Source organism: Paraprevotella sp., from assembly GCF_986071375.1.
In genome coordinates this window covers 26311-50825 of the sequence record NZ_CFQRNQ010000012.1, presented here as the reverse complement: position 1 = coordinate 50825, position 24515 = coordinate 26311, and the positions used below count along the sequence as shown (strand labels likewise).

Below are 24515 nucleotides of genomic sequence, written 5' to 3'. Positions count from 1 at the left end.
GTATAATAAACAAACAAAACAATGGAAAAGAAAATATATGAAATGCCCCACGTGAAAGCTGTGAAAATGGAATCAAACGGTATGATGGCTTGTAGCGGAATAAATGGTACCGGTGACGGTGTAGACCTCGATTTCGGAGGCAAAGCGTCCGATAGCGGTATCAGCGATGCTTATTCCAACCGAAACAACGGTTGGGAACTCTGGTAATCTGCTTCTTTAAGCACAATCCCCCCAAAAGGCTGCCCTACGCACCCGTGTAGCGGCAGCCTTCTTCTTTTACTATATTTTTACAGTGCAATCTTCAAAACGGCTCCAAAATCGAATATTCGCGCCCATCCCGGATGCCGGAAGAAAATACGCCATCCACGCGAACCGACGGGAATACAAAAGGAAAGCTTGTAACCGCCTTCCGGTGACATCCATCCCCTCAGCCTCCGCAGAACCGGGCGACGGCACTTCAGCCGTGACACAAAAAACAAAGAAATAAAGCGCATCATGCTCTTTCGTTTTTGCATGCAAAGCTCATTCAAATAGCAAAAAACGGAGGCTAAAATCCGGTTTCAAGCCCTCAAAAACACAGTTTGGAACACTTTGATTTTTCAATCTCAGGAGAACGTTTTTTCGTTTGGCTTAGATTGATTTTCCGTTCTGCGCCAAACAATCGGGAAAAATCCTCGGAAAAACGGGGAAAAATCCCCTAAAATGCCCCCGAAATACCGCATCTTCCCCCGCCTTTCCCGGATTTGAGCATACAGATAAGAGCTGTTTTACTGGTTTTCAGCCTATCAAAACACAAAAAAAAGCGGACAAACATCCGCTTTTTCCGACTTATATCTTATATAACTGGCCTTTCAGAACTTCACACTATCGAAAATCAGATCCGACGCTCCGGCATTCCGCTCGATATACTGTCCGGCAATTCGTCCCCGCTCCGCCAAGAACTTCCCGTCGGAAAGCAGACGGTCCATCGTCCGCGTGAACGTGTCCGCATCCGTCACCTCCAAACAACCGCCCTCGCGCAACAAATCCTGCGCCTCACGGAACTTGCGGTTGTTCGGGCCGATAAGCACGGGCACGCCATATACCGCTGCCTCGGGCACGTTATGGATGCCCACGCCGAAACCGCCGCCCACGTAGGCCATCTCGCCGTAACGATAGATAGACGAAAGCAAACCGTAACCGTCGATAATCAAGCAATCGGCACGGGCGGCACTTTCTTCCGTGACACGGGAATAACGCGCAAACGGACGGCGCAACTTTCCCTCTATCTCCTTCAAATGGTCTTCACTGACCACATGGGGCGCCAACACCAGTTTCATTTCCGGATGAGCGTTGAAGTAAGGAATAATCAAATCCTCATCCGGTGCCCATGAGCTTCCGGCCACCAACACCTTGGCATCTTGCTTGAAAGCTTTCACCAACGACAAATCCTTGGCCTGCCGGCAAATGTCCAACACACGGTCGAAACGCGTGTCTCCGGCCACGGTGACGTTCGTGATGCCCTTGCGTGCTAACAATTCGCGCGAAGCTTCGTTTTGCACGAAGAAATGGGTCACACAACGCAACACATCGCTGTAACTGCGCCCGTACCAACGGAAAAACACTTGGTTCTCACGGAAAATACTGCTCACGCTGTACACCGGAATCTGACGACGGCGGCAAGCATGCAGGTAATTGTTCCAAAACTCATATTTGATGAAGAACGCCATACGCGGACGGGCCAACCGCAAAAAGCTGCGCACATTGCCCGGCGTGTCGAACGGAAGATAACACACCACGTCCGCCCCTTCGTAATCCTTGCGCACCTCATACCCCGAAGGAGAAAAGAAAGTAAGCAAAATCTTATATTCCGGATGCTCACGGCGCAACCGTTCCATCAGGGGGCGTCCCTGCTCAAATTCACCCAACGAGGCCGCATGGAACCAGACATACATTTCTTCCCTGCGGATTCTTTTCCGTAAAATACGGAATGTGTTCCATTGCCCCTTCACCATCAGCCGGGCCTTCTTATGGAAAGGCGAGACCAACACGATGGCCAAGGCATACAGATAAAGCGCAACCGAATATATCATTTCAGGACATCTATGGCTTTGCGCATTCTACGTAATGTTTCCTCTTTCCCGAGGAAAGCTGAAAGCTCATACATGTCGGGACCCTTCCCTGTGCCCACCAAGGCCACGCGCCAAGGGTTCCAAGGTTTCTTGCCAGTCTCTTCCGCCCAACGGTCTACGGCCGCTTTCTGTCCCTCTACCGAGAAATCATCCAGGCCTTCCAGCAATGCGGCCAGTTCGGTCATGTCGGCCGCCGACGTTTCCGTCCAGTTCTTCCGCACGAACTTGTCCTCGCGGTCGTACGCTTCCGGGGCAATGAAGAAGAAGTCGCAAAGGGGCCACAGTTCTTTGATGAAATTGATTTTCTTCATCTTCATCATGCCCACCACGGCTTCTACGCGTTCCATAGGTGCTTCTATCCCGTTCTCGCGCAGTATCTTGTCGAAAGCGGGAGCCAATTCCTTGTTGTCCTTCATCAGGATATACTCGCGGTTGAACCACAAGCCCTTCACATAGTCAAACTTGGCACCGGCCTTGCTGCATTTGGTGATATCGAAAAGCTTCACCAACTCGTCCAACGACATGATTTCCTGGTCGGTTCCCGGGTTCCAACCCAACAAGGCCAAAAAATTGATGACGGCTTCGGGCAAGTAGCCGCTCTCACGATAACCGGAGGAAACTTCGCCCGTCTTGGGGTCGTGCCATTCGAGAGGGAAAACCGGAAAGCCGAGACGGTCGCCGTCACGTTTGCTCAATTTCCCCTTCCCGTCGGGCTTGAGCAACAAAGGCAAATGGGCGAACTTCGGCATCGTGTCCACCCATCCGAACGCACGGTAAAGCAGGACATGCAACGGAGCCGAAGGTAACCATTCTTCACCGCGAATCACGTGGGTCACCTCCATCAGATGGTCGTCTACGATGTTGGCCAAATGGTAGGTCGGCAATTCGTCGGCACTCTTGTAAAGCACCTTATCGTCGAGAATGGAAGAGTTGATGACCACATCGCCGCGAATCATGTCGTCCACATGTACGTCCTCGCCCGGCTCTATTTTGAACCGGACGACGTACTGCCGACCTTCGGTCAACAGCCGCTCCACCTCGTCAGCCGGCAACGACAGCGAATTGCGCATCATGCCGCGCGTAGAGGCATCATACTGGAAATTCTGGATTTCCTGCCGCTTGGCCTCTAGCTCTTCCGGCGTGTCGAAGGCGATATAAGCCTTACCGGCATCCAGCAACTCCTGCACGTATTTCTTGTAAATGTCCCGACGTTCCGACTGACGGTAAGGACCATGCTCCCCACCGAAGCTTACCCCTTCGTCGAAAGGAATGCCGAGCCAACGGAAAGATTCCAAAATGTATTCTTCCGCTCCCGGGACAAACCGGTTGGAGTCTGTATCCTCGATACGGAAAATGAACTCTCCGCCATGCTGGCGTGCAAAAAGATAATTGTATAAAGCCGTACGTACACCGCCTATATGCAAGGCTCCCGTGGGACTGGGAGCGAAACGAACCCTTACTTTTCTCTGTGTCATAACAACATTTGTGAATATTGTGCAAAAATACTACTTTTTATTTAAACGCCCCGTATTTTTTTCGTATTTTCGCCCTATATAAAATACGGAAAAAGAGATGAACAGACATAACCAACAGAACAGCCTTACCCCGAAGGCTTTGATTTATAGAATCGTCATCACGGTCACGGCCTTGTTTGTCGTGTGCCTGTACATGCCGCGTGACGAACGTTCGACCTACAAGTTCGACGTGGGCAAACCATGGCGTTACAGCCAACTCATCGCAACCTACGACTTCCCGATATACAAAAGTGCGGAAACCATACAAGCGGAACAGGACAGCATATTGCAGTATTACGAGCCTTATTTCGCCATCGACGAGACCGTTGGGAAAGCACAGGTAGAAAAGTTCAAGGCCACCATAAACGGACGGAAACCGGCCACCATACCGGCCAATTACCTGACGTACGTAGTGAACAAGTTGGAATACATTTACGCCCAAGGAGTCATGAGCACGGAGGATTTCGACCAGATGCACAGGGACGAAGTGGCCTCTATCCGCATATTCGCACAGAATGTGGCCAAGGAACAACAGATGCCCAAAATCTTCTCACACAAAACGGCATACGAATACCTCATCGATTTGGGAGAAGACAGCCTGCAATATGACCGCAGGATATTGCGGAAGTGCAATCTGAGCGACTATATCGTCCCCAACCTGACTTACGACAAGACAAAGTCCGAAGAATCCCGGAAAGATTTGCTCGCCTCCCTCTCTTATTCGTCCGGCATGGTCATGAGCGGGCAAAAAATCATAGGACAAGGCGACATCGTGGACAAGGCAACATACGACATCCTCACTTCTTTGGAAAAAGAATACAACCGGCGAAACACCTCCAAGATGCAATCACACACGGTGCTGCTTGGCCAACTGCTCTATGTGGCACTCATCATCGCCTGCCTCTCATTGTACTTCAACCAGTTCCGCCGCGACTATCTGGCCAACACGCGCCACATCTTGTTCATAGCCTCCATGCCGGTAATCTACCCCCTGCTCACTTCATTCCTCATCAAGCATAACCTGTTCAATGTCTACATCATCCCGTTCGCCATGGCTCCTATTTTCATCCGGGTGTTCATGGATTCCCGGACGGCTTTTGTGACTCACGTGGCCACGGTGCTCATCAGTGCCATATCCCTGAAATACCCCTACGAGTTCATTGCCACGCAGCTTGTAGCAGGCATGGTAGCCATTTACAGCCTTCGGGAACTCTCACAACGTTCACAACTTATCCGTTCGGCATTTTATGTCACATTGGCATCCATAGCTTTTTACATGAGCATGGAACTCATTCATGAAAAAGACTTCGCACGCCTGGAATATGGCATGTATATCTATATTATCATCAACGGTATCCTCTTGTTATTTGCCTACCCGTTGCTGTTCTTGTTCGAAAAGGTCTTCGGCTTCACCTCTAACGTGACTCTCGTCGAACTGTCCAACACCAACAACGAACTGCTGAAACGGCTCTCGGAAGTGGCTCCGGGCACATTCCAACACTCCATGCAAGTGGCGAACCTGGCTACGGAAGTGGCGAATAAAATCGGAGCCAAGGCACTGTTGGTCAGAACTGGAGCCTTATACCACGACATCGGAAAGATGAACAGTCCTGCCTACTTTACGGAAAACCAGAATAACTTCAATCCTCACGACCGCATCAGTTACGAACAAAGCGCGGCGATTGTCATCAGCCATGTCAAGGACGGACTCAAACTGGCCGACAAATATAACCTGCCGCAAGTCATAAAGGATTTCATCTCGACGCACCACGGTAAAGGTAAGACCAAATACTTCCTGATTTCATACAAGAACCAGAATCCGGACCAACCGGTAGACGAATCCCTTTTCACTTACCCCGGTCCGAACCCGTTCACGTTGGAACAGGCCATCTTGATGATGGCGGACTCTGTGGAAGCCGCTTCCAGAAGCCTGAACGAATACACGGAAGAGAGTATCAGCGGACTGGTGGATAAGATCGTGGACAGCCAAGTGCAGGAAGGATTCTTCAAAGACTGCCCCATCACGTTCCACGACATTACCGTGGCCAAAGATGTGTTCAGAGAAAAACTGAAAACCATTTATCACACGCGTATCAGCTATCCGGAACTGAAAAAGAAATAAAAGCCCGGACTTACACGGGGTCTACGTCATAATAGATTTGGGCACTGCGGTAATCGGGATGTGCCATCAGGCTTTGGCGGAGATAAAGCAACTGTTCCCGAACCTTGGACAGAGAAGCTCCGGGTTCTATTTTCACTACGATTTTACGGATATAGAGCAATTGGATTCGTGCCACGGGCGGTGCGTCAGGTCCTAAAATACGGGAACCGAAGACCTGACGCAGACGGCTCCCCATTTCAGCAGCCAGATGGTCGAGCACGTCTGCCCGCTTATGTTTCATATAGACATAAATCAAACGGCAAAAAGGAGGATATACAAACATCTGACGCTCTTCCATCTGCCCGACGTACAACCCGAAATAGTCATGTCCCGTTACTTGACGGATGAGGGGCAAATCCGGACTTTTGGTCTGCAGGATGACACGTCCCTGCCTGCTGCGGCGCCCGGCGCGCCCGGCCACTTGTGCCATCAACTGGAAGGCGCGCTCGAAGCTCCGGAAGTCCGGGATGTTAAACATGGTGTCGGCATTTAATATGCCGACTACGCTGACCCGCTCGAAATCCAATCCTTTGGTCACCATCTGTGTCCCCACAAGCACATCGGTCTTTCCGCTTTGGAAATCCTCCAAGATTCCTTCATATGACGAACGCGTACGGGTCGTATCCAAGTCCATCCGGGCCACGGCGGCCTCCGGAAAGACTTGACGTACGGCATCTTCCACCTTTTCCGTACCGAGCCCTCTCTGCACCAGTTCCGTACCTTCACAGGCCGGACAGCGCACCGGCACGTTACACGTGTAGCCGCAATAGTGGCAAGTCATTTGGTTCAGTCCCTTATGGTACGTCAGGCTGACATCGCAGTTTTTGCACTTGGGCACCCAACCGCACGTGTGGCATTCTATCATCGGAGCGTAACCTCGCCGGTTCTGGAACAATATGACCTGTTCCTTGTTTTCCAACGCCCGACGCATCTCTTCCAACAAACGCGGTGAGAACGGACCGACCATGCGCCTTTTGCGCTGCAGCTCTTTAATATCCACCACCTCGACTTCCGGCAAACGCACCTGCCCGAAACGTTCGGTCAACTCCACCAATCCGTATTTGCCCATGCGGACGTTATAATAAGTCTCCAACGCCGGAGTTGCCGTACCGAGCAATGTACGGGCACCGTACATCCGGGCTAACATGATCGCCGCATTCCGGGCATGGTAACGCGGTGCAGGGTCCTGCTGCTTATAAGATTGCTCATGCTCTTCGTCCACAATGACCAACCCCAAATGACGGAAAGGCAAGAAGACGGACGAACGAACGCCTACAATTATATCGTAAGGCTGTCCAGACAACTGTTTTTGCCAAATCTCGACACGTTCGGCATCGGGAAACTTGGAATGGTACACGCCCATACGGTTGCCGAACACGCGGTATAGCCTGTCCGTCAACTGGGTGGTCAGCACAATCTCCGGCACCAAGTAAAGCACCTGTTTCCCTTCGGCTATCATCTGACGAATCAAATGAATGTAGACCTCGGTCTTTCCGCTCGATGTCACCCCGTGAAGCAAGCATACCGGATGACGGTCAAAAGCTTCTTCCAACTCTCTGAACGCCTTTGCCTGTGCCTCACTCAAAGGAGAAACACCAAGCGTGTCGGCGACCTCCGTATGCGCCAAACGACCTATCTCGTATGGGTAGGCCTCCAATACGCCTTTCTCCTCCAAGGCACGGCAAATCGCCAGACTGCCGTCGGCTGCTTCCATCAGTGCCTTCCGTCCCACCTCCGCCAACATCTTCGGGTTACGCAACCGGAAAGCCGTTCCGGCACCTGCCAGTTCTAAATACTTTAATAAAAGGGACTGCTGTTTGGGGGCTCTTCCTAAACCGTCAAGCAATTCATGAAGTTTCTTTTCGTCAAAATAGGTCTCCGACAAGCGCACATGAACTTCCGTGCGGGGCTTATAGCTCCGTTTGACTTCCTCTTTCATGGCAAGGACGCCCTTGTCCATCAAAGACCTTACCACCCGTAGCACCCGAAAATCCTCACATTCTTTTTGAAGTCGCGTCATGGTCGATTCAAAACGTCTCGAAACCAAAGTAACGACCCGTTGTTCCCGTTCCGACAAAACGGAATTTCCCGCATATTCACTGTTTACCACCACCTTACTCTCGCTTTCCAGTTTCATACCGGACGGCAGGGCTGCCTTATACACATCCCCCACGGCACAAAGGTAATAGTCCGCCAACCATCTCCAAAAATCCAACTGCACAGGAAGTAAAACGGGAGCAGGATCAAGTGTCTCCCATACGGCTTTCACGGCATAACCTTGCGGTTGCCGCCCGTGAACTTCCACCACAATAGCCGTATAAAACTTTTTGGCTCCAAACGGTACGATAACACGGCAACCCGGCCGTACCGCCTCTTGCCACTCTTCGGGCAAAGCGTATGTATAAGTAGCCGACAAGGGAAGAGGAAGAATGACATCTACAAATTTCATACGAACGGATTTTAATGGACTACAAAAATACGACAAAAGGAGTAAACAGGCAAAAAGAAAGCCGCCCGCTCCATGCAGACAGCTTCCGTTTATTCCATTTTCTATCGGACTACATTAAAACAAGTAAGCCAAACGAACTTGCCATGTGTTGTTCTTTACGTCAAACTCTTCTATGACATCGCCCACACCGCCTAATTTTCCGGTCTCACCCATGGCGATATTGTAAGTCACACCTACTTGCAAATGGCTAAGCAACGTCACACCGGCTCCCACATTCCAACTGAATGTAGAGCGTTCCAAACTTCCTATACTTTCACCAGCATACTTTAAATTACGACTCCCCAGATACCAGTTGTATTGCGGACCTGTAGCCAAATAAACGCCGACCAGGCTGCTAAAACCAAAATTATACCTCAAATTAATGGGAATCTCCACGTAAGGCATGGATTTGTTAGGCGTACTCCCGTTGACATTCTCCCCGTCTACTTCACCCGAGAAGTCCATCTTCATGTACTTCTGGGAGTAGAGAAGGGAAGCGTCTATCCCCAATCCAATAACTGGCATGGTCATCTGCACCTTCGGTCCGACAAACCATCCCGTACGGTTGGAGGCATCAAACAAACCGCCATCCCCCTTTATACTTGCCTTACTCAAGTTCACACCGCCTTCAAGTCCCCACTTGAACTGCGCATTGGCAGGTGCCGCCCATAATAACGCCACCATGCACATCAATACTGCACTTAATTTCTTCATAGAAGTTTGCTTTTTATTTCTTATCGGAAAACAAAGATAGCAACTGTTTGCCGTACTATCAACTTTTTCCGGAAATATATCTCTTTTTTATTATCTGCGTTGCCTGCGTACAGTCACCCTTGGAGTTGAAGAACCGGAGTTACCGGAACTGCCCCTACGCGTCTTGGAAACCTTAGTCTTTTCGGCTTTCGCTTTTTTCGGTTCATCCGAAGACGATGAAGCACGACGCGAGTTACGCGTAGCCCGGGAAGCTTTCCCCTTTTTCGTTTCCACAGCCTCCTTGGCCGCCGTCGTATCCACAGCCACCGAGTCGTCATGCCCCCAAACATGTTTTTCAAAATCGGAAAGTTGTTTCTCTATCCGCTTCTGTTCGTTAGCCATGGCACTATCCGTCTTACAATAGTTAGCCAACACCTTCCCTTGCATATTGTTTGTCTTATAAATCTTTCCGTCATACAGGTTCATGGAGAAATAATCTGCCGCCGTCATGTTCGTCACGTTGTTGTAATTGCTTGCCATCATCGCGTGACGGGCCAAATACGTACTGATATCATCATATTTGAGCCAGAACAAAGGATATGGGGTAGCCTCTCCGCCAAAATCATCTCCCCGCATGAGCACCGGGCACAAAGCCGTGACTTTCGTACGGAATGTCGAAGTCCTTTGGTCGAAATAAGAACTCTCCTTTATATAATAACGGGAAACTTCAGCCGAGGGAATATCGCTGGCATTCACACGAGGCCGCCCGTTCTGCTCCTCGTAATATATATGATAACGTTCCAACAATTCTTTCACGTCCACCTTATCACGCGAAGTAAAAGACTCGTTGCCGTCCAGTTTATATTGGTATGCCGTAATCTTTCCCGTCAGCAACAAGTCGAACAGATACGTAAACAAGTTTATATGGCCTGCAGAAGGCTCCACCGGATAATATAGAGGGGCATTCTTGTCCAACGTCAGATCCAACTGACGATACACATCGCGACGCCACACCACATCCTCAGGCACTTCCACCGCCACGGGGAACTGTAAACTGGCACGGTCCACGGTCTTCTCGGCCTTGTCTGCATCATTGGGTTTCACCCTGCGGCGAGCCGGCTGCGCCTCCGCCTGCATGTACAGGGCAACTCCTAACAAAACAAAAAACAGACGTTTCATCCTTATCTTATTTTTACTCATAGTCTTCATTTCCATCCATTCATTAGTTGACAATCACTTCCATAGAGCCATCGAGCGTCCGCTCAGCCCCGTCGGGTCCTACGGCTCTTATACGGGAAATATAAAACCGTTTCCCACGTCCCAACGAACGGAACATCGTACGTTGTTGCTCGGTGAAAGACGCACTGTTCGACACCGCCGGTACGGCATTGCCCATATTGTCGAAAAACACCGTCTCGAACCCTTGCACCCGGAATTCAATATTCAAAAGCCCGTCATCAATAGCTGCGCCGATGCCTTTCGTCCCCATCAACACTTGTTTGGACAAGCGCCCGCCACGGAAACGGTTATTTCCGCCTTCCGCCGCATACTCTATATAAGCCGACGGGTCGGGCAACTTACGCACACGAAAGGCAAACTGTCCCATCTTCTGCATGCGTCCCTCCATATTGGCATTGACCGTAATCACGGCATCCTTGCCTACTTCTGCCGGTCGGGCCATATATTTGCCCGCCCCTGTGGGCTGCAACACTCCTCCGCTCATGGAAGCCACCACCTTATTGGCCGGAACCCCGGGAATAGACACGCTCATGGGGTTCTCATATCCGGCATACAACACATTCATCAAGTCTGCCGACACCGTAGCCGAAGGAGCCACCACGGTGTAAGGCTGAGAGAAGTCCCTGCGCACCATCTGGCCACGTCCGTCCATCATCTCAATATAACCTTTCAGCGTATAATCGCCCGTACTGCTGCAAACCGTCTCATACAGTCCGCCCGGCGAAGTGATTTGCCGTCCGCCGACATATACCGTCGGACGTTGGGTCGTATCCACAGCTGCCATGATGATCTGGGCACTGAACTTTCCACCTTGTACCACCGTACGCGAAGCCGGTATCACAAACGCATTCAACTCGTTCACACGCAAGTCTTTCATGTCTATATTGGCCACCAAGGCATGAAGCACCTCTCCTTCGGCATACCGCACATCACTTTGCAATTTGGAGAGCAAAGTGACTGCCGCAGCCACCGGCGTATTCTCAAACATATACTCTTGCCAATTCTTCCCCAAAGTACCGGCCTTGTCCGGCACTTCCGTACTCAGGTTGTCCGCAATGATTTTCTTTTGTGCCTCGTCTGTCAACATGCCGACGATGCTTTCACGGAAATTGTTGATGGCCGCGAACAACCTCTGTCCTTCTCCTCTGCGCGGTGCCAACATCACATGGGAAGCCGCCTCCAGGTCCTCCTTGTTCTGCACGTTTTTCACGTCACCGTCTGCCCCGTCAGCCTGTTTCACGATACTGACTTTCAGGACTTCCGCATAATTATATAAGGAGTCTGAGATTTTCTTCACATATTGTGCCTTGTCGAACCATTCCTTCACTTTGGCCGGATTGGCCTCCATCTGTCCCTGCAAATCCCTATAAAGAGCTTCGTTGGACGCAGAAGCATTCGCCGTAGTCCGCAGAAGGCTGTCTTCCACCAATGAAAAACCGTTCAACACATCGGAAGACACATTCAGGGCCAACATGGCCATCAACACCACATACATGAGGTTGATCATCTTCTGGCGCGGAGACATTCTATTTTGCTGGGATGCCATTTCGTATTCCTTTCTGATTAATCCGTTTATTCTGTTATCGAACCGCCCGGCGTATGTTTCATGTTCACCGTCAAGGCCTGAATCATACGGTTGTAAATACCGTTCAATTCTTCTATCTGACGCGCCATCTTGCGGGTCTGTTCGTTGATTTGGTCTATCGTGCCCACCTGCGTGCTGATACTCTTCAACTGCATCTCGTATATCGTGTTGATACCCGTCAGCGTACGATTCAGATTATCCATCTCCTTGGCATCACGCGTCATGTGTTCAGCCTGTTCGGACACGCGCGCCAAGGTTTCGGTCAACGTCTTCAGCTCTTCCACATAGTTTTCAGCCGCCTCCTTCATTTCGGGAGTAGAAACGTTACGGGCATCTTCAAGCACTTTGGCAAAAAGTTCTGCATTGGAAGCATTCACCATATCGGCCAAAGCCTTTATATCCAATGCCTGTTGCCCCACGCTGTCCTGCATGCCTTGTGTTCCGCCGCCTGCTGCGCCAGAAACTTCCGGATTTACAGCAGCCGTTGCTCCGGAAAGAGGAGTGCCTCCATTTCCTCCGACTACGACCGGCCCTCCCACAACTATGGGTTGGGATACCCCTCCACCGGACACAACCGGTTGGGCCACTCCACCTTGCGCAGCCTCAGGAAGGTTCCCGGCTTCCTTTCCGCCAACAGCCTCTTCATCCCAATCCTCTTCATCCGAAGCCAGACTCATCCGGTCTTCATCGCGCTTCAGTTCTGCCGGACGGTCGAAACCGGAGATGAAAAACACCAAAACCTCCGTACCCATACCGATGAACAACATCGCATTAGCCCCGGGGATATGAGTCAGTTTGAACAAAGCTCCAAGAATAACCACGGCTGCTCCCCAACTGTACGCATAATTCAGGAATGTCTGTCCAGGTACCGACTCAATCCAATCCTGAATACGGATTATTATGTTTTTTCTATTCTTAGCCATATTTTTACCTCTTTAATCTTTCTATTTACGTTTATTAGTTGTCCCCGACACGGAACGTACACAACGGAAACCGATGTACGAACGAGGTTGGTTTTGATATTCATATGAACGCCATACGGAACGTATCATGGATTCCGGATCTTTCCAAGAACCACCCCTCACCGACTTCTTCTTCAGGCGATAAGGATCTTCTTTCGCGGCATTGTATTTCAGCTCGGGGTTCATGTCGCTCATGCCGTCCACGCCCGATTCGGTATACACCGTACTCGTCCATTCCGCCACGTTTCCCGCCATGTCGAACAAACCGTTGGAATTGGCCGAATAAGAACCACCTTTAGACGTTATCAAGCTCCCGTCATCCGTATAATCCCCACGGTCGGGCTTGAAGTTGGCAAAATAACAATCTTTCTCGCTTTTCACCCCTTTCGTCTCCCACGGGAACAAAGCACCTTCGGGACCGCGTGCGGCAAATTCCCATTCCACCTCTGTCGGCAAACGGTAAGGCTGTATCTGACGGGCTGCCGCCCCCAAACCGCGTTTCAGAAACTCCGTACGCCAATCGCAGAAGGCATTGGCCTGTTCCCAAGTCACTCCCACCACGGGATAATCATTATAAGCCGGGTTGGAGAAGTACTGCAACATGTAACGTTCGTTTTCCGCATTGGAAAAGTCGTTCACCCAACACGTCGTATCCGGATAAATGTTCACGATATAAGTATTCAGGAAATCATGTAACCCCGAAAGCGGACGGGTAACGGTTTCACGCACGATGCGCCCTTCGTCGTCGATGTAAGCCGTGTCTTTGGATATCATGACCACTTCGTCCGCATCCACTGCATGATCGGTATTCAGGTTGCGTTCCTCCGGATTCAGGCGGTGCTTGCGCAAAGCAGCAGCAGTATAGTCGAACACTTCATAACGGTAATTCATCTGACGTGCATCCAACATCCGCTCCCCCGTGACCGGATTTGTCACGTACACGCTTTCAATAGCCCGCAACTCATCTTCATTGGGCTTTTTCCAGGGTATCGGTTTCTTCCAATTTAAATAAGGCGTAACGGGATTCCCGTATTTATCCTCTTCTATCTTGTAAGTTTCGTCACCTGCGTATGCGGGGTCGGCCAGACGTTCACGGATAATAGAGTCGCGCACCCAAAAAACGAACTGGCGGTATTTGGCATTCGACACTTCATTGGCATCCATCCAGAAGCCGTCGACCGAGATTTCCCGGGTAGGAATGGTCATCCCCCACAACGAATCGGTTTCTTCCGTACCGATTTTCAATGAACCTTTCTTCACGAAAACCATCCCGTAAGGAGTCGGTTCACTGTAGGCCGTTCCCCCGACACCGGTCACTTCTCCACCCGTAGCGGTGGACGCCGAACGGGGTCCCAGACAAGAACTGAACGCCAGACCTGCCATCATTCCCCATATCAACCCACAACACTTCATATTCATTATTATAATATTCTTACGCTTTTATGTTTATTCTTTCCTTTCTTAAACAGATTCAACTCCGTCTTATAGCCGATGATGATTTCATGACTACCATTCAATGCCCCGATACCGGCCGTGTACATTTCGTACGCATAACCGAGATTGATGCCGTGGAAGTCCCCGCCGAAGAGAAAACTGACCGAATTCGTCGGGCTATACGACACTCCGCCGTACAACTCATGCTTGCTGCCATGATAAGCGATGCGCCCCGTCATGTCCGCACGGAAACCTACGGCATCGGAACGCAGCATGGCGGTCGTATGTATGGTATATAACGGACTTTTAAGCCGTATATTGTACCCGCCCGTCAAATAATAAGAAGGAGAGACCTTAAATTCGTTCACTTTTTCCTCTCCCAAGGTGATGGTCGGCGAAGTACAATGCATCATGGCAAAACCGGCGTACCATGACTTACGGGCATACTGGATGCCGAAATTCATATCGAAACCGGCCCCGTTGGCCTCAGCTGTAGGAAAAGCGGGGTCTCCGGACTCTCCCAAATCCAACCCTCCCCCATCGAACGTCTCACTGAGCATGGACAAATGGATACCTCCACTCAGCCGGCCTCCCCATAAAGGTTGGTGGTAAGCATATTGCAGAAAAAACTTCTGGTGTTTGAACAGGCCTATCTGGTCGTTGGTGAACCCCACTCCGGCACCGTGCTTCGCGCTGATGAAGAACAACGGCAAATCCACATAGGCATACATTACGGCAGGGGCGTTTTCAAAGCCGGCCATCTGCATGCTGTACGCCCCTTGGAAGTTCAGCACGGGAGCCTGGCCCGTCGCTGCGGGATTATAAAAAGGTGCCATGGCCCAATAGTTGACAAAAGACGGGTCGTACTGAGCCGTGGCCCACTGGGGCAACAAGCTCAATACCAAAATAAGCCCTATCAGTTTTCCCTTTGCCTTCACCGTTTCTACAACTGTTATACTTTAAGGAAACAGAATCTTTTTCTTTTTATTGTCCGACATCGCACGAAAATCGCGGTTTCAAGTAAAACAATGGAGCGGATGCACACGTACACCCGCTCCAGTAATCACTTCAGGCCTTTCCGTCTTTCCCCTACCGACGCACATCAATACTCGTCCTCGTTGAAAAGAAAATCCTCTTTCGTAGGATAATCAGGCCACACATCTTCTATCGTCTCATATATTTCGCCTTCATCCTCTATCTCTTGCAGGTTCTCGATCACTTCCAACGGGGCGCCAGAACGCATCGCATAATCAATCAGTTCATCCTTGGTGGCAGGCCATGGCGCATCTTCTAACTTTGAAGCCAATTCCAGTGTCCAATACATAGTCCTTAATATTTATAACAACTTCGTTTTTCTATTTTGTGCGCAAAAATAATAATATTTTCGATACCATCAACGTTTCTTCCACACAATTTCATCTTTCCCCTCTATAAATAGCATTTTACGGGACAACACAAACAAATAATCGGACAAGCGGTTAACATACGCACAAACCTCCGGCATCACCGGCGCACTTCCGGACAGTTCCAAAATACGCCGTTCCGCCCTGCGGCACACGGTGCGGCAAACATGGCATACGGCCGTCCCCCTGGATCCACCGGGAAGCACGAAACCACGCCAACCGGGAAGTCCGTCTTCCGCCTCATCTATGGCTTGCTCCAGGCGCGCCACGTCTTCTCCCGTTACCACCTCCCGGCCAAACTTTTCCGCACGTGAGGGCTCCGTAGCCAGATAGGCCCCTATCGTGAACAAGTCACATTGGATACCTGTCAGGAACTTGCGGTCTTCCTCACCTTCCAAATAAGTAATCAACTCACCGATGTGGGCATTCAACTCGTCCACAGTCCCGTACGCTTCCACGCGGACATCCGTCTTCGGCACCCGCACGCCCCCGCTCAAGCTGGTCATTCCCCCGTCGCCCGTACGGGTATATACTTTACTTTTCTTCATTCTTCCGTATATTTAAAAATTCACGATATAATCTTGCCGTTGCTTGGAACGGTCATAAAACACAAGACCATAGTCGTAAAGATCGAAAGTCACTACGATTTCCGGCAAACGTTTCACATCGTTCCACGCCCGCAAAGCCGCTTTTGATGCCCGTATGCCGAAAAGGAGGCACACCGAACACCTTGTCAACGGACGCGAAACCACAGCCGTCCAATGCCGGGGAGCAATCCCCCTACCCACGACCATCAGTTCCTTCTGCCGCACGAAACCTCCGTTCTCCTGCACCCTCACTTTCCAAAACGCATCCCGGCATACCGCAGCCGAACGGCATCCCTCTGCCAAGTAAGCCGTTTCCGCCTCTTCCAAATGCCCGTATATCCGGATTAACGACGGATGCACATAGTTGGACAGGCGAAAAAGGAACTTGCGGCATTTCAACCGGTGAAAGCCCCCAAAGAGGCAAAACACGGGATAGCGTTTCTTCAGCTCCCGATAGGCGTAATATTCCCCACGCTCATACACCACATACGTCAGGAAGTCGAACGCAAAGGGAGAGTGCACCCCGTATCCGCGACGATGCCTGAACCTTTTCAACCAAATCCATTGTCTACAAAGCATTCTTGTACCATATATTTGTTCTTGCCCGACAAAGTTAGCACAAAAAAGCACTCCGTATTGATATAAATCAAGAAAAAGCCATTTTTTCGATATTAAAAGCCGGATATTTTGCCGGAAAGCCAAAACTCCCTACCTTTGCATCGTGTTTTTCATAGTATTAGATTTAAGGTTAACAAAGGTTGGGTCAGAGCGCTGACCCTTTTTTTATGCCCTACGGTGAGGCATTGAAAAACCAAGACACCGAAGCCCCGTATCTCCACCGTCTCTCTATATTGCGCAACCACCTCACTCACAACAAAATAGAAATCCACATAGAACGGCAAAAAAATCTGCGCCAAACGATTTTTCATTCTCCTGAGAATGATTTTTCATTTGGCGCAGAACGAAAAAACATTCTCCGCAAGGTAAATCCGCACACTCTTTGAAGTCGGATTTCATTTGACAAAGCCTTGTTTCCAAAGCCTGGCACGCCCACCCATAGCATAAAGTCCGTGGCCATCCCCATCCAGAGAAACTTGCAAAAAAATAAGGCAAACCTCACTGACTTTCAAAAAAAAAACGTTTCTTTATACCTCCAAACAGGAACTCGAATAAACCAACATAGAAAAAGACATGGAACTACAGACGCATACCGACACAGCATACCGGCGACTGCTTCCCGCCGAAATCCGACAATTGGAACAGCAAGGCTGCACGGCCGAGGACTGGCAACTCATTGAAGTCCATCCGAATATCGACCTCCACCATCTGGCGTACGTGCATTTTTCCGGCTCCAACCGTATCGGGAATTTCCAAAAGACCGTCACGCTGCCGGGCGGAATCACGCTCCATACGGGTATCCGCCATGCCACGCTGCACTGTACCACCGTGGGCGACGACTGCCTGATAGCCCACGTCCACGGGTATATCGCCCATTACGACATCGCCCCGGAGTGCATCGTCCTCCATACGGACACCATTGCCATGACCGGCCCGTCCTCTTTCGGCAACGGTACGGAACTCCATGTCTTGAGCGAAAGCGGAGGACGGGACATCCTCATCCACGACCGCCTGTCGGCACAGGAAGCGTACATGCAGGCCATGTACCGCCACGATGCCTTGTTGACGCAAAACCTCCGCCGGTTGGTTTCGGACTACGCCGCACGGCAAACCGGCAACCGTGGCAAGATAGGCGAAAGCACACGGATACTCCGCTGCGGACTGATCCGCAACGTGAAAATCGGGCCTTGCAGCTGTCTGGAAGGTGCCGTCCGGTTGGAAAACGGCACGGTATGCAGCCATCCGGACGCCCCTACCTTTGTAGGCGATTTGGTCATCGCCCGCGATTTCATCCTGCAAAACGGTTGCCACGTCACTGATGGCGCGATGCTCAGCCGTTGCTACGTGGGACAAGCCTCCGCCATCGGGCACGGCTTCTCTGCCACAGACTCCTACTTCGCTTGCAACAGCCAAGCCGAGCACGGCGAGTCATGCGCCATACTGGCTGGCCCCTATACGGTGACACATCACAAGTCCACGCTGTTGATAGGCGGCATGTTCTCGTTCATGAATGCAGGTTCAGGCACCAACCAAAGCAACCACGCCTATAAACTTGGCCCCCGCCACCACGGCGTTTTGGAACGAGGCTGCAAGACGGTTTCGGGATGCCACATCTCGTGGCCTGCACATATCGGAGCATTTTCGTTGGTCATGGGGCATTGCCCCCCCGGGACGGACAGTCACGAATGGCCCTTCTCCTACCTCGTGGAACAAGGGAACGCTTATTACGTACTCCCCGGCATCACCCTGCGCGGGGTGGGCACGCTGCGCGACATCGGGAAATGGCCTGCACGCGACAGGCGTTCCCCACGTGTGCCCCAAACCGACACGGTCTCCTTCGACGCCTTTTCCCCTTATACGATGGAACGGGTATGGCAGGCCATACACACCTTAGAAGGACTGACCGGACGTTTCGGGGAAGATGCAAAGGAAATCACATGGAACGGCTTGCGGCTCAAAGAGAAATCAGTGAAGCAAGGCATAGAATGGTACAGGCTAGCCTTAGACCGTTACTTGGGCGAACAACTGATCCGGCAATTAGAGACGCATGAGGGCATGCCTTCGGACGGGCTATGCGAACTCCTGCGCCCCCGTGCAGCATGCAGCGACCGTTGGGGAGACATCGGCGGCATGTTGGCACCCATAAGCGAAATCAATGACATAATAAGAACCATCACCACCGGACAACTCGACCGCATAGAAAAATTGGGGGAACGGTTCCGGCTTATCCACGACCGATATGACGATTTCGCCTGGGCTTGGACGTGGAACCTATTGCACGAGATATACCCCGATGCCTACGGCAAGGACTTCATCCCGTCGCTCTGCCTGCCCGTCATCCGGAAATGGGAAACCGCCGCCACGGCACTCAACCGGCAAATCATAGCCGATGCCACGAAGGACATCTCGACGGGTTCTCTTGCCGGTTTCGGTATCGACAGCGACGAGGAAACCGCCGTGGACGACGCGGTGGCCGTCCGGGGCTCCGTACAACAATGCGGTATCATCCAAGAGTTGGAGAAACAACAAACGGAAATCCAAAACAAGGCCGGATACTGGCTGCATAAATTAACCCTTTAACCCCATCCCCCCATGAACAACCAACAAAAAAATTCACCGGAAAACCGCACCTCCCGTGTAATGACGGAATGGCCGGACTCCCTGAAAGCATTCTTTTTCGCCTTTTGGGCGTTTTTCGGCATTTATTACGACGATGTGCTTTATATCGCCCAACAGCACAGTTTCTTTACCACCGATTTAGAGGCTCTGCGGCCTGTATGGGAGAAGCCTTACGGTTCATTGTGGATCATCGGGCGCGCCTTGCTCCAAGCTTTCCACTCGCCCTTTTGGGGCGGCGCCCTCCTGTCGGGCATGCTTACCCTCATCTCTTGGCTGTTCGGCTATGTCTTCAGGTTGCGCGGCCGGTTCGGATACCTGAAATACATCCCGGCATTCGTTTTTATTTATGTGGTCGTCTACCACGGTTTCGACATTTACTATCAGGCGGAAACAGGTAAACTGCTCGGCATTCCCTTCTGCATCCTCCTCATTCTGGCTTGCCAAGCCGTTTTCGTACGTTCGTTCAGCCGGAAAAAACTCTCGGGGTTGTTCACCCCACCGGCTTACAACCGTCCGCTCGACGAATGGAAAGCCATGGGATTCATCCTCATTTTGGGAGCCGGAGCCGTGGGTATGAACGAATGGTATCGCCCCTACGTACGCCCTACAGCCAGGATGCAGCGCGAACTGGAACGGCAGGACTGGAAGGGCATGCAAACCACTGCGTCCCGCTCCGAGCTTACCTACAGCACGGTGGCGGCTTACTACGCCATTTCGCGGATGGAAGACAAAAACGATGTGCCCAAAGTGCCCATAGACATGTTACCGCCGACAAGCCGCCCCATTTACCTGCATAACCGTGACGGTAACCTCGAAAACGTCCGGAATTATTTTTTGATGGATTACTGCATCGCTTCGGAACAATACCCCATCGCTTACGAACTGGGCAAGGCGGACTTGAAGACCGAAGGCCCGTCTCCACTCCTGCTCAAACAGATGATCCGGATTTGTCTGGCCTTGCATAAAAAAGAAGAAGCACGTTCTCACCTGAACGTGCTCCGTACGCTTCCTTTCGAGAAGGATTTCATCGAGACCTACACCCCGGAGGCGCAGGAATAGGAAAAAGGGATTCCCTCCTCCCCTCCGGGCTTATTCCGTCCGCTTGACAGCCAAGACCAGTTCGGCGGACTTCAGTCCTTTGGCTTCCGCTTTCAGGCGGATAGTTCCGGCTTGTCCCTTTTCCGCCACGATGGCGGTCATCTGTCCGTTGAACACCGGCATTTGCGGCCGGCCGAACGGTTCAAGACACACGGGATTGCCGTTGGCTCCGGCCTTGTAATACCCCGCCCCACTGACAGAAAACTTCACCGTATGCTGTGCGTCGGGACAGAGGTTGCCCTCGCGGTCCACCACGCTGACCGTGACAAAAGCCAAGTCCTCATCCCGCAAATCCGCGTCCAACGTGTCCTTATCGGCCTTCAATACGATGCGGTAAGGCTTACCTGCCGTGCGGACGATCTGCTCCGCACACTTCCGTCCGTTTTCGTCGTAGGCCACAGCCTTCACCTCGCCCGGCTCGTAACGCGTGTCCATCCACATCAGCCGGTAACGTTTCTGGCGGGCCAAAGCGCGGCGGGCCTCATCGTTTTCCGTCTCGTCGAGCTTGACGGTGGGGGCTTTCGTACGTTTCCCTTGGCTCTTGCCATTGATGAAAAGCTCCACCGTGGGGTAATTGGTGTACACGAATACCGGGGTCACCTCGCCTTCACGCCCAGGCCAAGTCCAGTGCGGAAGGATGTGCAAGGTTTCTACCGCCTTGTTCCATACGCTGCGGTAAAGGTAATAACGATCCTTGGGCAGGTAAGCCAAGTCGATGATGCCGAACAGCGAAGAGTGGCTGGGCCAATCGTCATAATACGGCGTCGGTTCGCCCAAGTAGTCGAAGCCCGTCCACACGAACTCGCCCATATCATAAGGCAAATCCTCGGACAGGATGAAATTATCTTCCGGCAGGTCGCTCCAACCACAGTGTTCCACATCGTAAGAAGAAGACTGGTGGTCGTCGTATTTCGCCCCGGCCTTGCGTTCCACAGGGAACTTATACACGCCTCGTGAGCTTACCGTAGAAGCCGTTTCCGACCCCAACACCACTTGTTGCGGCAATGCCTTATAAGCTTTTTGGTAAAGGTTGGAACGGTAATTGAAGCCCGGGATGTCCATGATGGCCGCCACGTGGCTCTTGATGGCGGCATCCACACGGTCCATGCCTTGCGTGCAGGGCCGCGTGGGATCTTCGCGGTGCACGATGTCCTGCATCATCCGGCACAACTTCGCTCCCTGCGCCGAACCTTGGTCGGGCACTTCGTTGCCGATGCACCACATCACGACCGACGGGTCGTTGCGGTAATGACGCACCACGTTCACCAAGTCGCGTTCCACCCACTCGTCATAGTACTTGTTATAACCGTTAGCCATTTTCTTGGCTTTCCACTCATCGAAAGTCTCCACCATCAACAGCATCCCCATCTCGTTGCAGGCTTGTACCAGTTCCGGTGACGGCATGTTGTGCGACGTGCGGTAAGCATTGCTGCCCATGTCCTTCAGCATCTTCAGCCGGTAACGGATGGCCTGCATATTCACCGCCGTACCCAACGGCCCCAAATCGTGATGATTGCACGTGCCATGGAAAACCAACCTTTTCCCGTTCAACAGGAAGCCTTTTTCGGGGACGACTTCAATCGTACGGATGCCGAACGTGGTTTGGTGAGTGTCGCTCAAACGTCCCTGATAATACACTTCCGTGTCTGCCCGGTAGAGGTTCGGATGTCCGCAATCCCATAACAGGGGACGGTCCACCACAAAATCCTGTTCGAGCACCCCTTCGTCATACCTCGACAAAGCGGTTTCGCGCTCCGCCACTTTTTGTCCTCCGGGAGCACGCAGGACGGTTTTCAGGCGGATGTCCTTGCAGTCCGTGCCGTCGGGATATTCCAGTTCCGTACGCACCTTCACTTTCGCAAAATCCTCACGCACTGCCGGCGTAGTGACAGTCGTGCCCCATGTACGTACCCCGACTTTACCCGACACGACCAGATGCACGTTCCGGTACAACCCGGCTCCCGGATACCAGCGAGAGCTTTCGGGTTCATTCTCCAAGCGCACCGCCAACACATTGTCTTTTGCATTCACGGCATCCGTCACGTCGAAATAAAAGGAATTATAGCCATACGGCCAATTCCCCACCTTCTTTCCGTTGACATAGACTTGCGCGTGGCTCATCGCCCCGTCGAACATCAGCACCACGCGTTTGTCTGTCCCAAAACCGGGTACATCGAAATACAGCCTGTACCAACCTACGCCGACGAAAGGCAGTCCTCCCGTACGTCCGGACTGGTTTTGCGCCTCTTTCTGTCCGTCCTGCTCGATGGCCATGAACTGGCGGTCGTTATTCGCATCGAACGGCCCGCTTATCGCCCAATCGTGGGGCACGGACACGCGTTTCCACTTTCCGTCGTCTACCTGCACTCCGCCGAACGACTCATTGTCCGCACGGATGAACCGCCATCCGTCCCGCAACAGCACCGTTTCCCGTTCTCCACCGGCCCGCCCCCCCAGACAGAAGAGCAAGCCCCACACATACAATAACAGTTTTTTCATATATCCTCAGGTTAATGATGAACAGGTCCGTCAAACCAGCGAATGCACCACGTCCATGACTTTCCGCCCGATTTCCTCCGCCTCAGCCTGCGTGGCTGCCTCGGAATACACACGGATAATCGGCTCTGTGTTGCTTTTACGCAAATGCACCCATTTGTCGGGGAAATCAATCTTCACTCCGTCAATGTCGTTCACCTCCTCGTCCTTATACATGTCTTTTACTTTCTCCAGAATGGCATCCACATCCGTCTCCGGCGTCAGGTCGATACGGTTCTTGGCCATGAAGTATGACGGATAGGTGGCACGCAGTTCGGACATTTTCTTTCCCGTCCGGGCCAGATAGGTCAACACGAGGGCGATGCCGACCAATGCGTCGCGCCCGTAATGCGCCTCCGGATAAATCACCCCGCCGTTGCCTTCCCCGCCGATCACGGCACGGGTCTCTTTCATCTTGGCCACCACGTTCACCTCGCCAACCGCAGCCGCGCTGTATTCCCCTCCGTACATACGGGTCACATCGCGCAAGGCACGGGTGGAACTCAAATTAGACACCGTGTTTCCCGGCGTGTGCTGCAGAATATAGTCTGCCACTGTCACCAAGGTGTATTCCTCGCCGTACATCGTCCCGTCCTCGCAGAACATGGCTAGACGGTCTACGTCCGGGTCTACCACGAATGCCAAATCGTGACCGCCTTTTTGCATCAAAGCCTTGATGTCGCCCAAGTTCTTTTCCAAAGGTTCGGGGTTATGGCCGAAATCTCCCGTCGGTTCCGTAAACAGCCCTGTGACCTGCTCCACTCCCAATTGTTCCAACAACCGAGGCAGGATGATGCCACCCACCGAATTGACTGTGTCTATGGCCACGCGAAAATGTGCCTTGCAAATCGCCTCCACGTCCACTAATCTCAGGTTCTTGACCCAATCGATGTGCTTTTGGTCATACGTATGGTCTTCCCGATAGTGCCCCAGATGATCCACGTCTGCATATTCAAACGCTTCTTCCTCTGCCAACCGCAACACTTCGTTCCCCTCTTCTTTGTTCAGGAACTCGCCTTTCTCATTAAGGAGTTTCAAGGCGTTCCACATCCGGGGGTTATGCGAAGCCGTAATGATGATGCCGCCGCAGGCCCCTTCCATCGTTACGGCCAGTTCGGTGGTCGGCGTGGAAGCCAGTCCGATATTGACCACATCGAACCCCATGCCCATCAGTGTGCCGCACACCACATTCTTGACCATCTCGCCGGAAATGCGTGCATCCCGTCCTACTACGATTGTATTGCCCTTCACCGTAGCCGTCCGGCGAATCAACGCGGCGTATGCAGATGTATATTTCACAATGTCCAACGGATTCAGCGTGTCGCCTACGCAGCCGCCGATAGTTCCGCGTATGCCTGAAATAGATTTAATAAGTGTCATAATAAGAGTCTTTATGTGTATAATCGAGTTTCATAATAATCTTAGTTGGGGCAAAGATAGATATAAAAACAATAAACGGTGGATATCA

The 24515-nt window shown here is 51.8% G+C and carries 19 protein-coding genes; 4 read left to right on the top strand and 15 right to left on the bottom strand.

The annotated features are described in order from the left end of the window. The first annotated feature begins 21 nt into the window (after window positions 1-21). Complete coding sequence (locus AC5RDV_RS07955) at window positions 22-207, top strand: hypothetical protein (RefSeq protein ID WP_008628217.1); 186 nt, start codon at window positions 22-24, stop codon at window positions 205-207. Window positions 208-287: 80 nt separating this feature from the next. On the opposite strand, the gene AC5RDV_RS07950 is transcribed toward AC5RDV_RS07955, so the two are convergent. The 3 genes from AC5RDV_RS07950 to gltX all read right to left on the bottom strand — a co-directional run bounded on the left by AC5RDV_RS07950 (window position 288) and on the right by gltX (window position 3586). Continuing rightward, window positions 288-497 (bottom strand): hypothetical protein, encoded by a 210-nt coding sequence (locus tag AC5RDV_RS07950; protein ID WP_040602945.1) that lies wholly within the window; start codon window positions 495-497, stop codon window positions 288-290. A gap of 354 nt (window positions 498-851) precedes the next feature. Then, window positions 852-2072, bottom strand: a complete 1221-nt coding sequence (locus AC5RDV_RS07945) for a 3-deoxy-D-manno-octulosonic acid transferase (RefSeq protein ID WP_008628222.1) — start codon at window positions 2070-2072, stop codon at window positions 852-854. Next, window positions 2069-3586, bottom strand: a complete 1518-nt coding sequence (gene gltX, locus AC5RDV_RS07940; RefSeq protein ID WP_282746973.1) for a glutamate--tRNA ligase — start codon at window positions 3584-3586, stop codon at window positions 2069-2071. The genes AC5RDV_RS07945 and gltX overlap by 4 nt, the downstream gene beginning before the upstream one ends. 97 nt (window positions 3587-3683) lie before the next feature. Between gltX and AC5RDV_RS07935 the strand changes: the two genes are divergently transcribed. Continuing rightward, complete coding sequence (locus AC5RDV_RS07935) at window positions 3684-5747, top strand: HD family phosphohydrolase (protein ID WP_282746971.1); 2064 nt, start codon at window positions 3684-3686, stop codon at window positions 5745-5747. A 10-nt stretch (window positions 5748-5757) separates the two neighbouring features. Here AC5RDV_RS07935 and priA read toward each other — a convergent pair whose 3' ends face one another. From priA to AC5RDV_RS07885, 10 genes are all read right to left on the bottom strand, one after another. Next, window positions 5758-8235: a replication restart helicase PriA gene (priA, locus tag AC5RDV_RS07930; protein ID WP_282746969.1), complete on the bottom strand. Its 2478-nt coding sequence runs from the start codon at window positions 8233-8235 to the stop codon at window positions 5758-5760. 114 nt (window positions 8236-8349) lie between these two features. Beyond that, window positions 8350-8988 (bottom strand): porin family protein, encoded by a 639-nt coding sequence (locus AC5RDV_RS07925; RefSeq protein ID WP_282746968.1) that lies wholly within the window; start codon window positions 8986-8988, stop codon window positions 8350-8352. Window positions 8989-9078: 90 nt separating this feature from the next. Beyond that, a complete protein-coding gene (gene porN, locus AC5RDV_RS07920; RefSeq protein WP_443688312.1) occupies window positions 9079-10146 on the bottom strand; it encodes a type IX secretion system ring subunit PorN/GldN in 1068 nt (355 codons plus the stop codon). Window positions 10147-10189: 43 nt separating this feature from the next. Then, window positions 10190-11752 carry a type IX secretion system motor protein PorM/GldM gene (gene porM / locus AC5RDV_RS07915; protein ID WP_008628232.1) on the bottom strand — a complete coding sequence of 521 codons (1563 nt, stop codon included), beginning with the start codon at window positions 11750-11752 and terminating at the stop codon, window positions 10190-10192. Between the two features lie 26 nt (window positions 11753-11778). Next, window positions 11779-12714, bottom strand: a complete 936-nt coding sequence (gene porL / locus AC5RDV_RS07910) for a type IX secretion system motor protein PorL/GldL (RefSeq protein ID WP_282746966.1) — start codon at window positions 12712-12714, stop codon at window positions 11779-11781. Window positions 12715-12735: 21 nt separating this feature from the next. Next, the gene (gene porK, locus AC5RDV_RS07905; protein WP_130893562.1) at window positions 12736-14172 is read right to left on the bottom strand and encodes a T9SS ring complex lipoprotein PorK/GldK; all 1437 of its coding nucleotides are present in this window, start codon (window positions 14170-14172) and stop codon (window positions 12736-12738) included. A gap of 2 nt (window positions 14173-14174) precedes the next feature. Next, window positions 14175-15125: a PorP/SprF family type IX secretion system membrane protein gene (locus tag AC5RDV_RS07900; protein WP_282746964.1), complete on the bottom strand. Its 951-nt coding sequence runs from the start codon at window positions 15123-15125 to the stop codon at window positions 14175-14177. Between the two features lie 164 nt (window positions 15126-15289). Continuing rightward, a complete protein-coding gene (locus AC5RDV_RS07895) occupies window positions 15290-15511 on the bottom strand; it encodes a DUF2795 domain-containing protein (protein WP_008623219.1) in 222 nt (73 codons plus the stop codon). Window positions 15512-15580: 69 nt separating this feature from the next. Beyond that, window positions 15581-16138: a cob(I)yrinic acid a,c-diamide adenosyltransferase gene (locus AC5RDV_RS07890; protein WP_282746961.1), complete on the bottom strand. Its 558-nt coding sequence runs from the start codon at window positions 16136-16138 to the stop codon at window positions 15581-15583. Between the two features lie 12 nt (window positions 16139-16150). Beyond that, on the bottom strand, window positions 16151-16732 hold the full coding sequence (locus AC5RDV_RS07885; RefSeq protein WP_303176382.1) for a hypothetical protein: 582 nt from the start codon (window positions 16730-16732) through the stop codon (window positions 16151-16153). Window positions 16733-17368: 636 nt separating this feature from the next. Between AC5RDV_RS07885 and AC5RDV_RS07880 the strand changes: the two genes are divergently transcribed. Together AC5RDV_RS07880 and AC5RDV_RS07875 are read left to right on the top strand one after the other, a co-directional pair. Continuing rightward, window positions 17369-19375, top strand: coding sequence for a DUF4954 family protein (locus AC5RDV_RS07880; protein ID WP_282746959.1), 2007 nt, complete (start codon window positions 17369-17371; stop codon window positions 19373-19375). A gap of 12 nt (window positions 19376-19387) precedes the next feature. Continuing rightward, complete coding sequence (locus AC5RDV_RS07875) at window positions 19388-20473, top strand: DUF6057 family protein (RefSeq protein ID WP_282746957.1); 1086 nt, start codon at window positions 19388-19390, stop codon at window positions 20471-20473. Window positions 20474-20503: 30 nt separating this feature from the next. Here the strand turns inward: AC5RDV_RS07875 and AC5RDV_RS07870 are convergent, their stop codons facing one another. Next, complete coding sequence (locus AC5RDV_RS07870; RefSeq protein WP_282746956.1) at window positions 20504-23011, bottom strand: glycoside hydrolase family 2 TIM barrel-domain containing protein; 2508 nt, start codon at window positions 23009-23011, stop codon at window positions 20504-20506. Between the two features lie 30 nt (window positions 23012-23041). After that, entirely contained in the window at window positions 23042-24427 is a 1386-nt protein-coding gene (gene glmM / locus AC5RDV_RS07865) for a phosphoglucosamine mutase (protein WP_282746953.1), read from the bottom strand. Window positions 24428-24515: the final 88 nt, after the last annotated feature.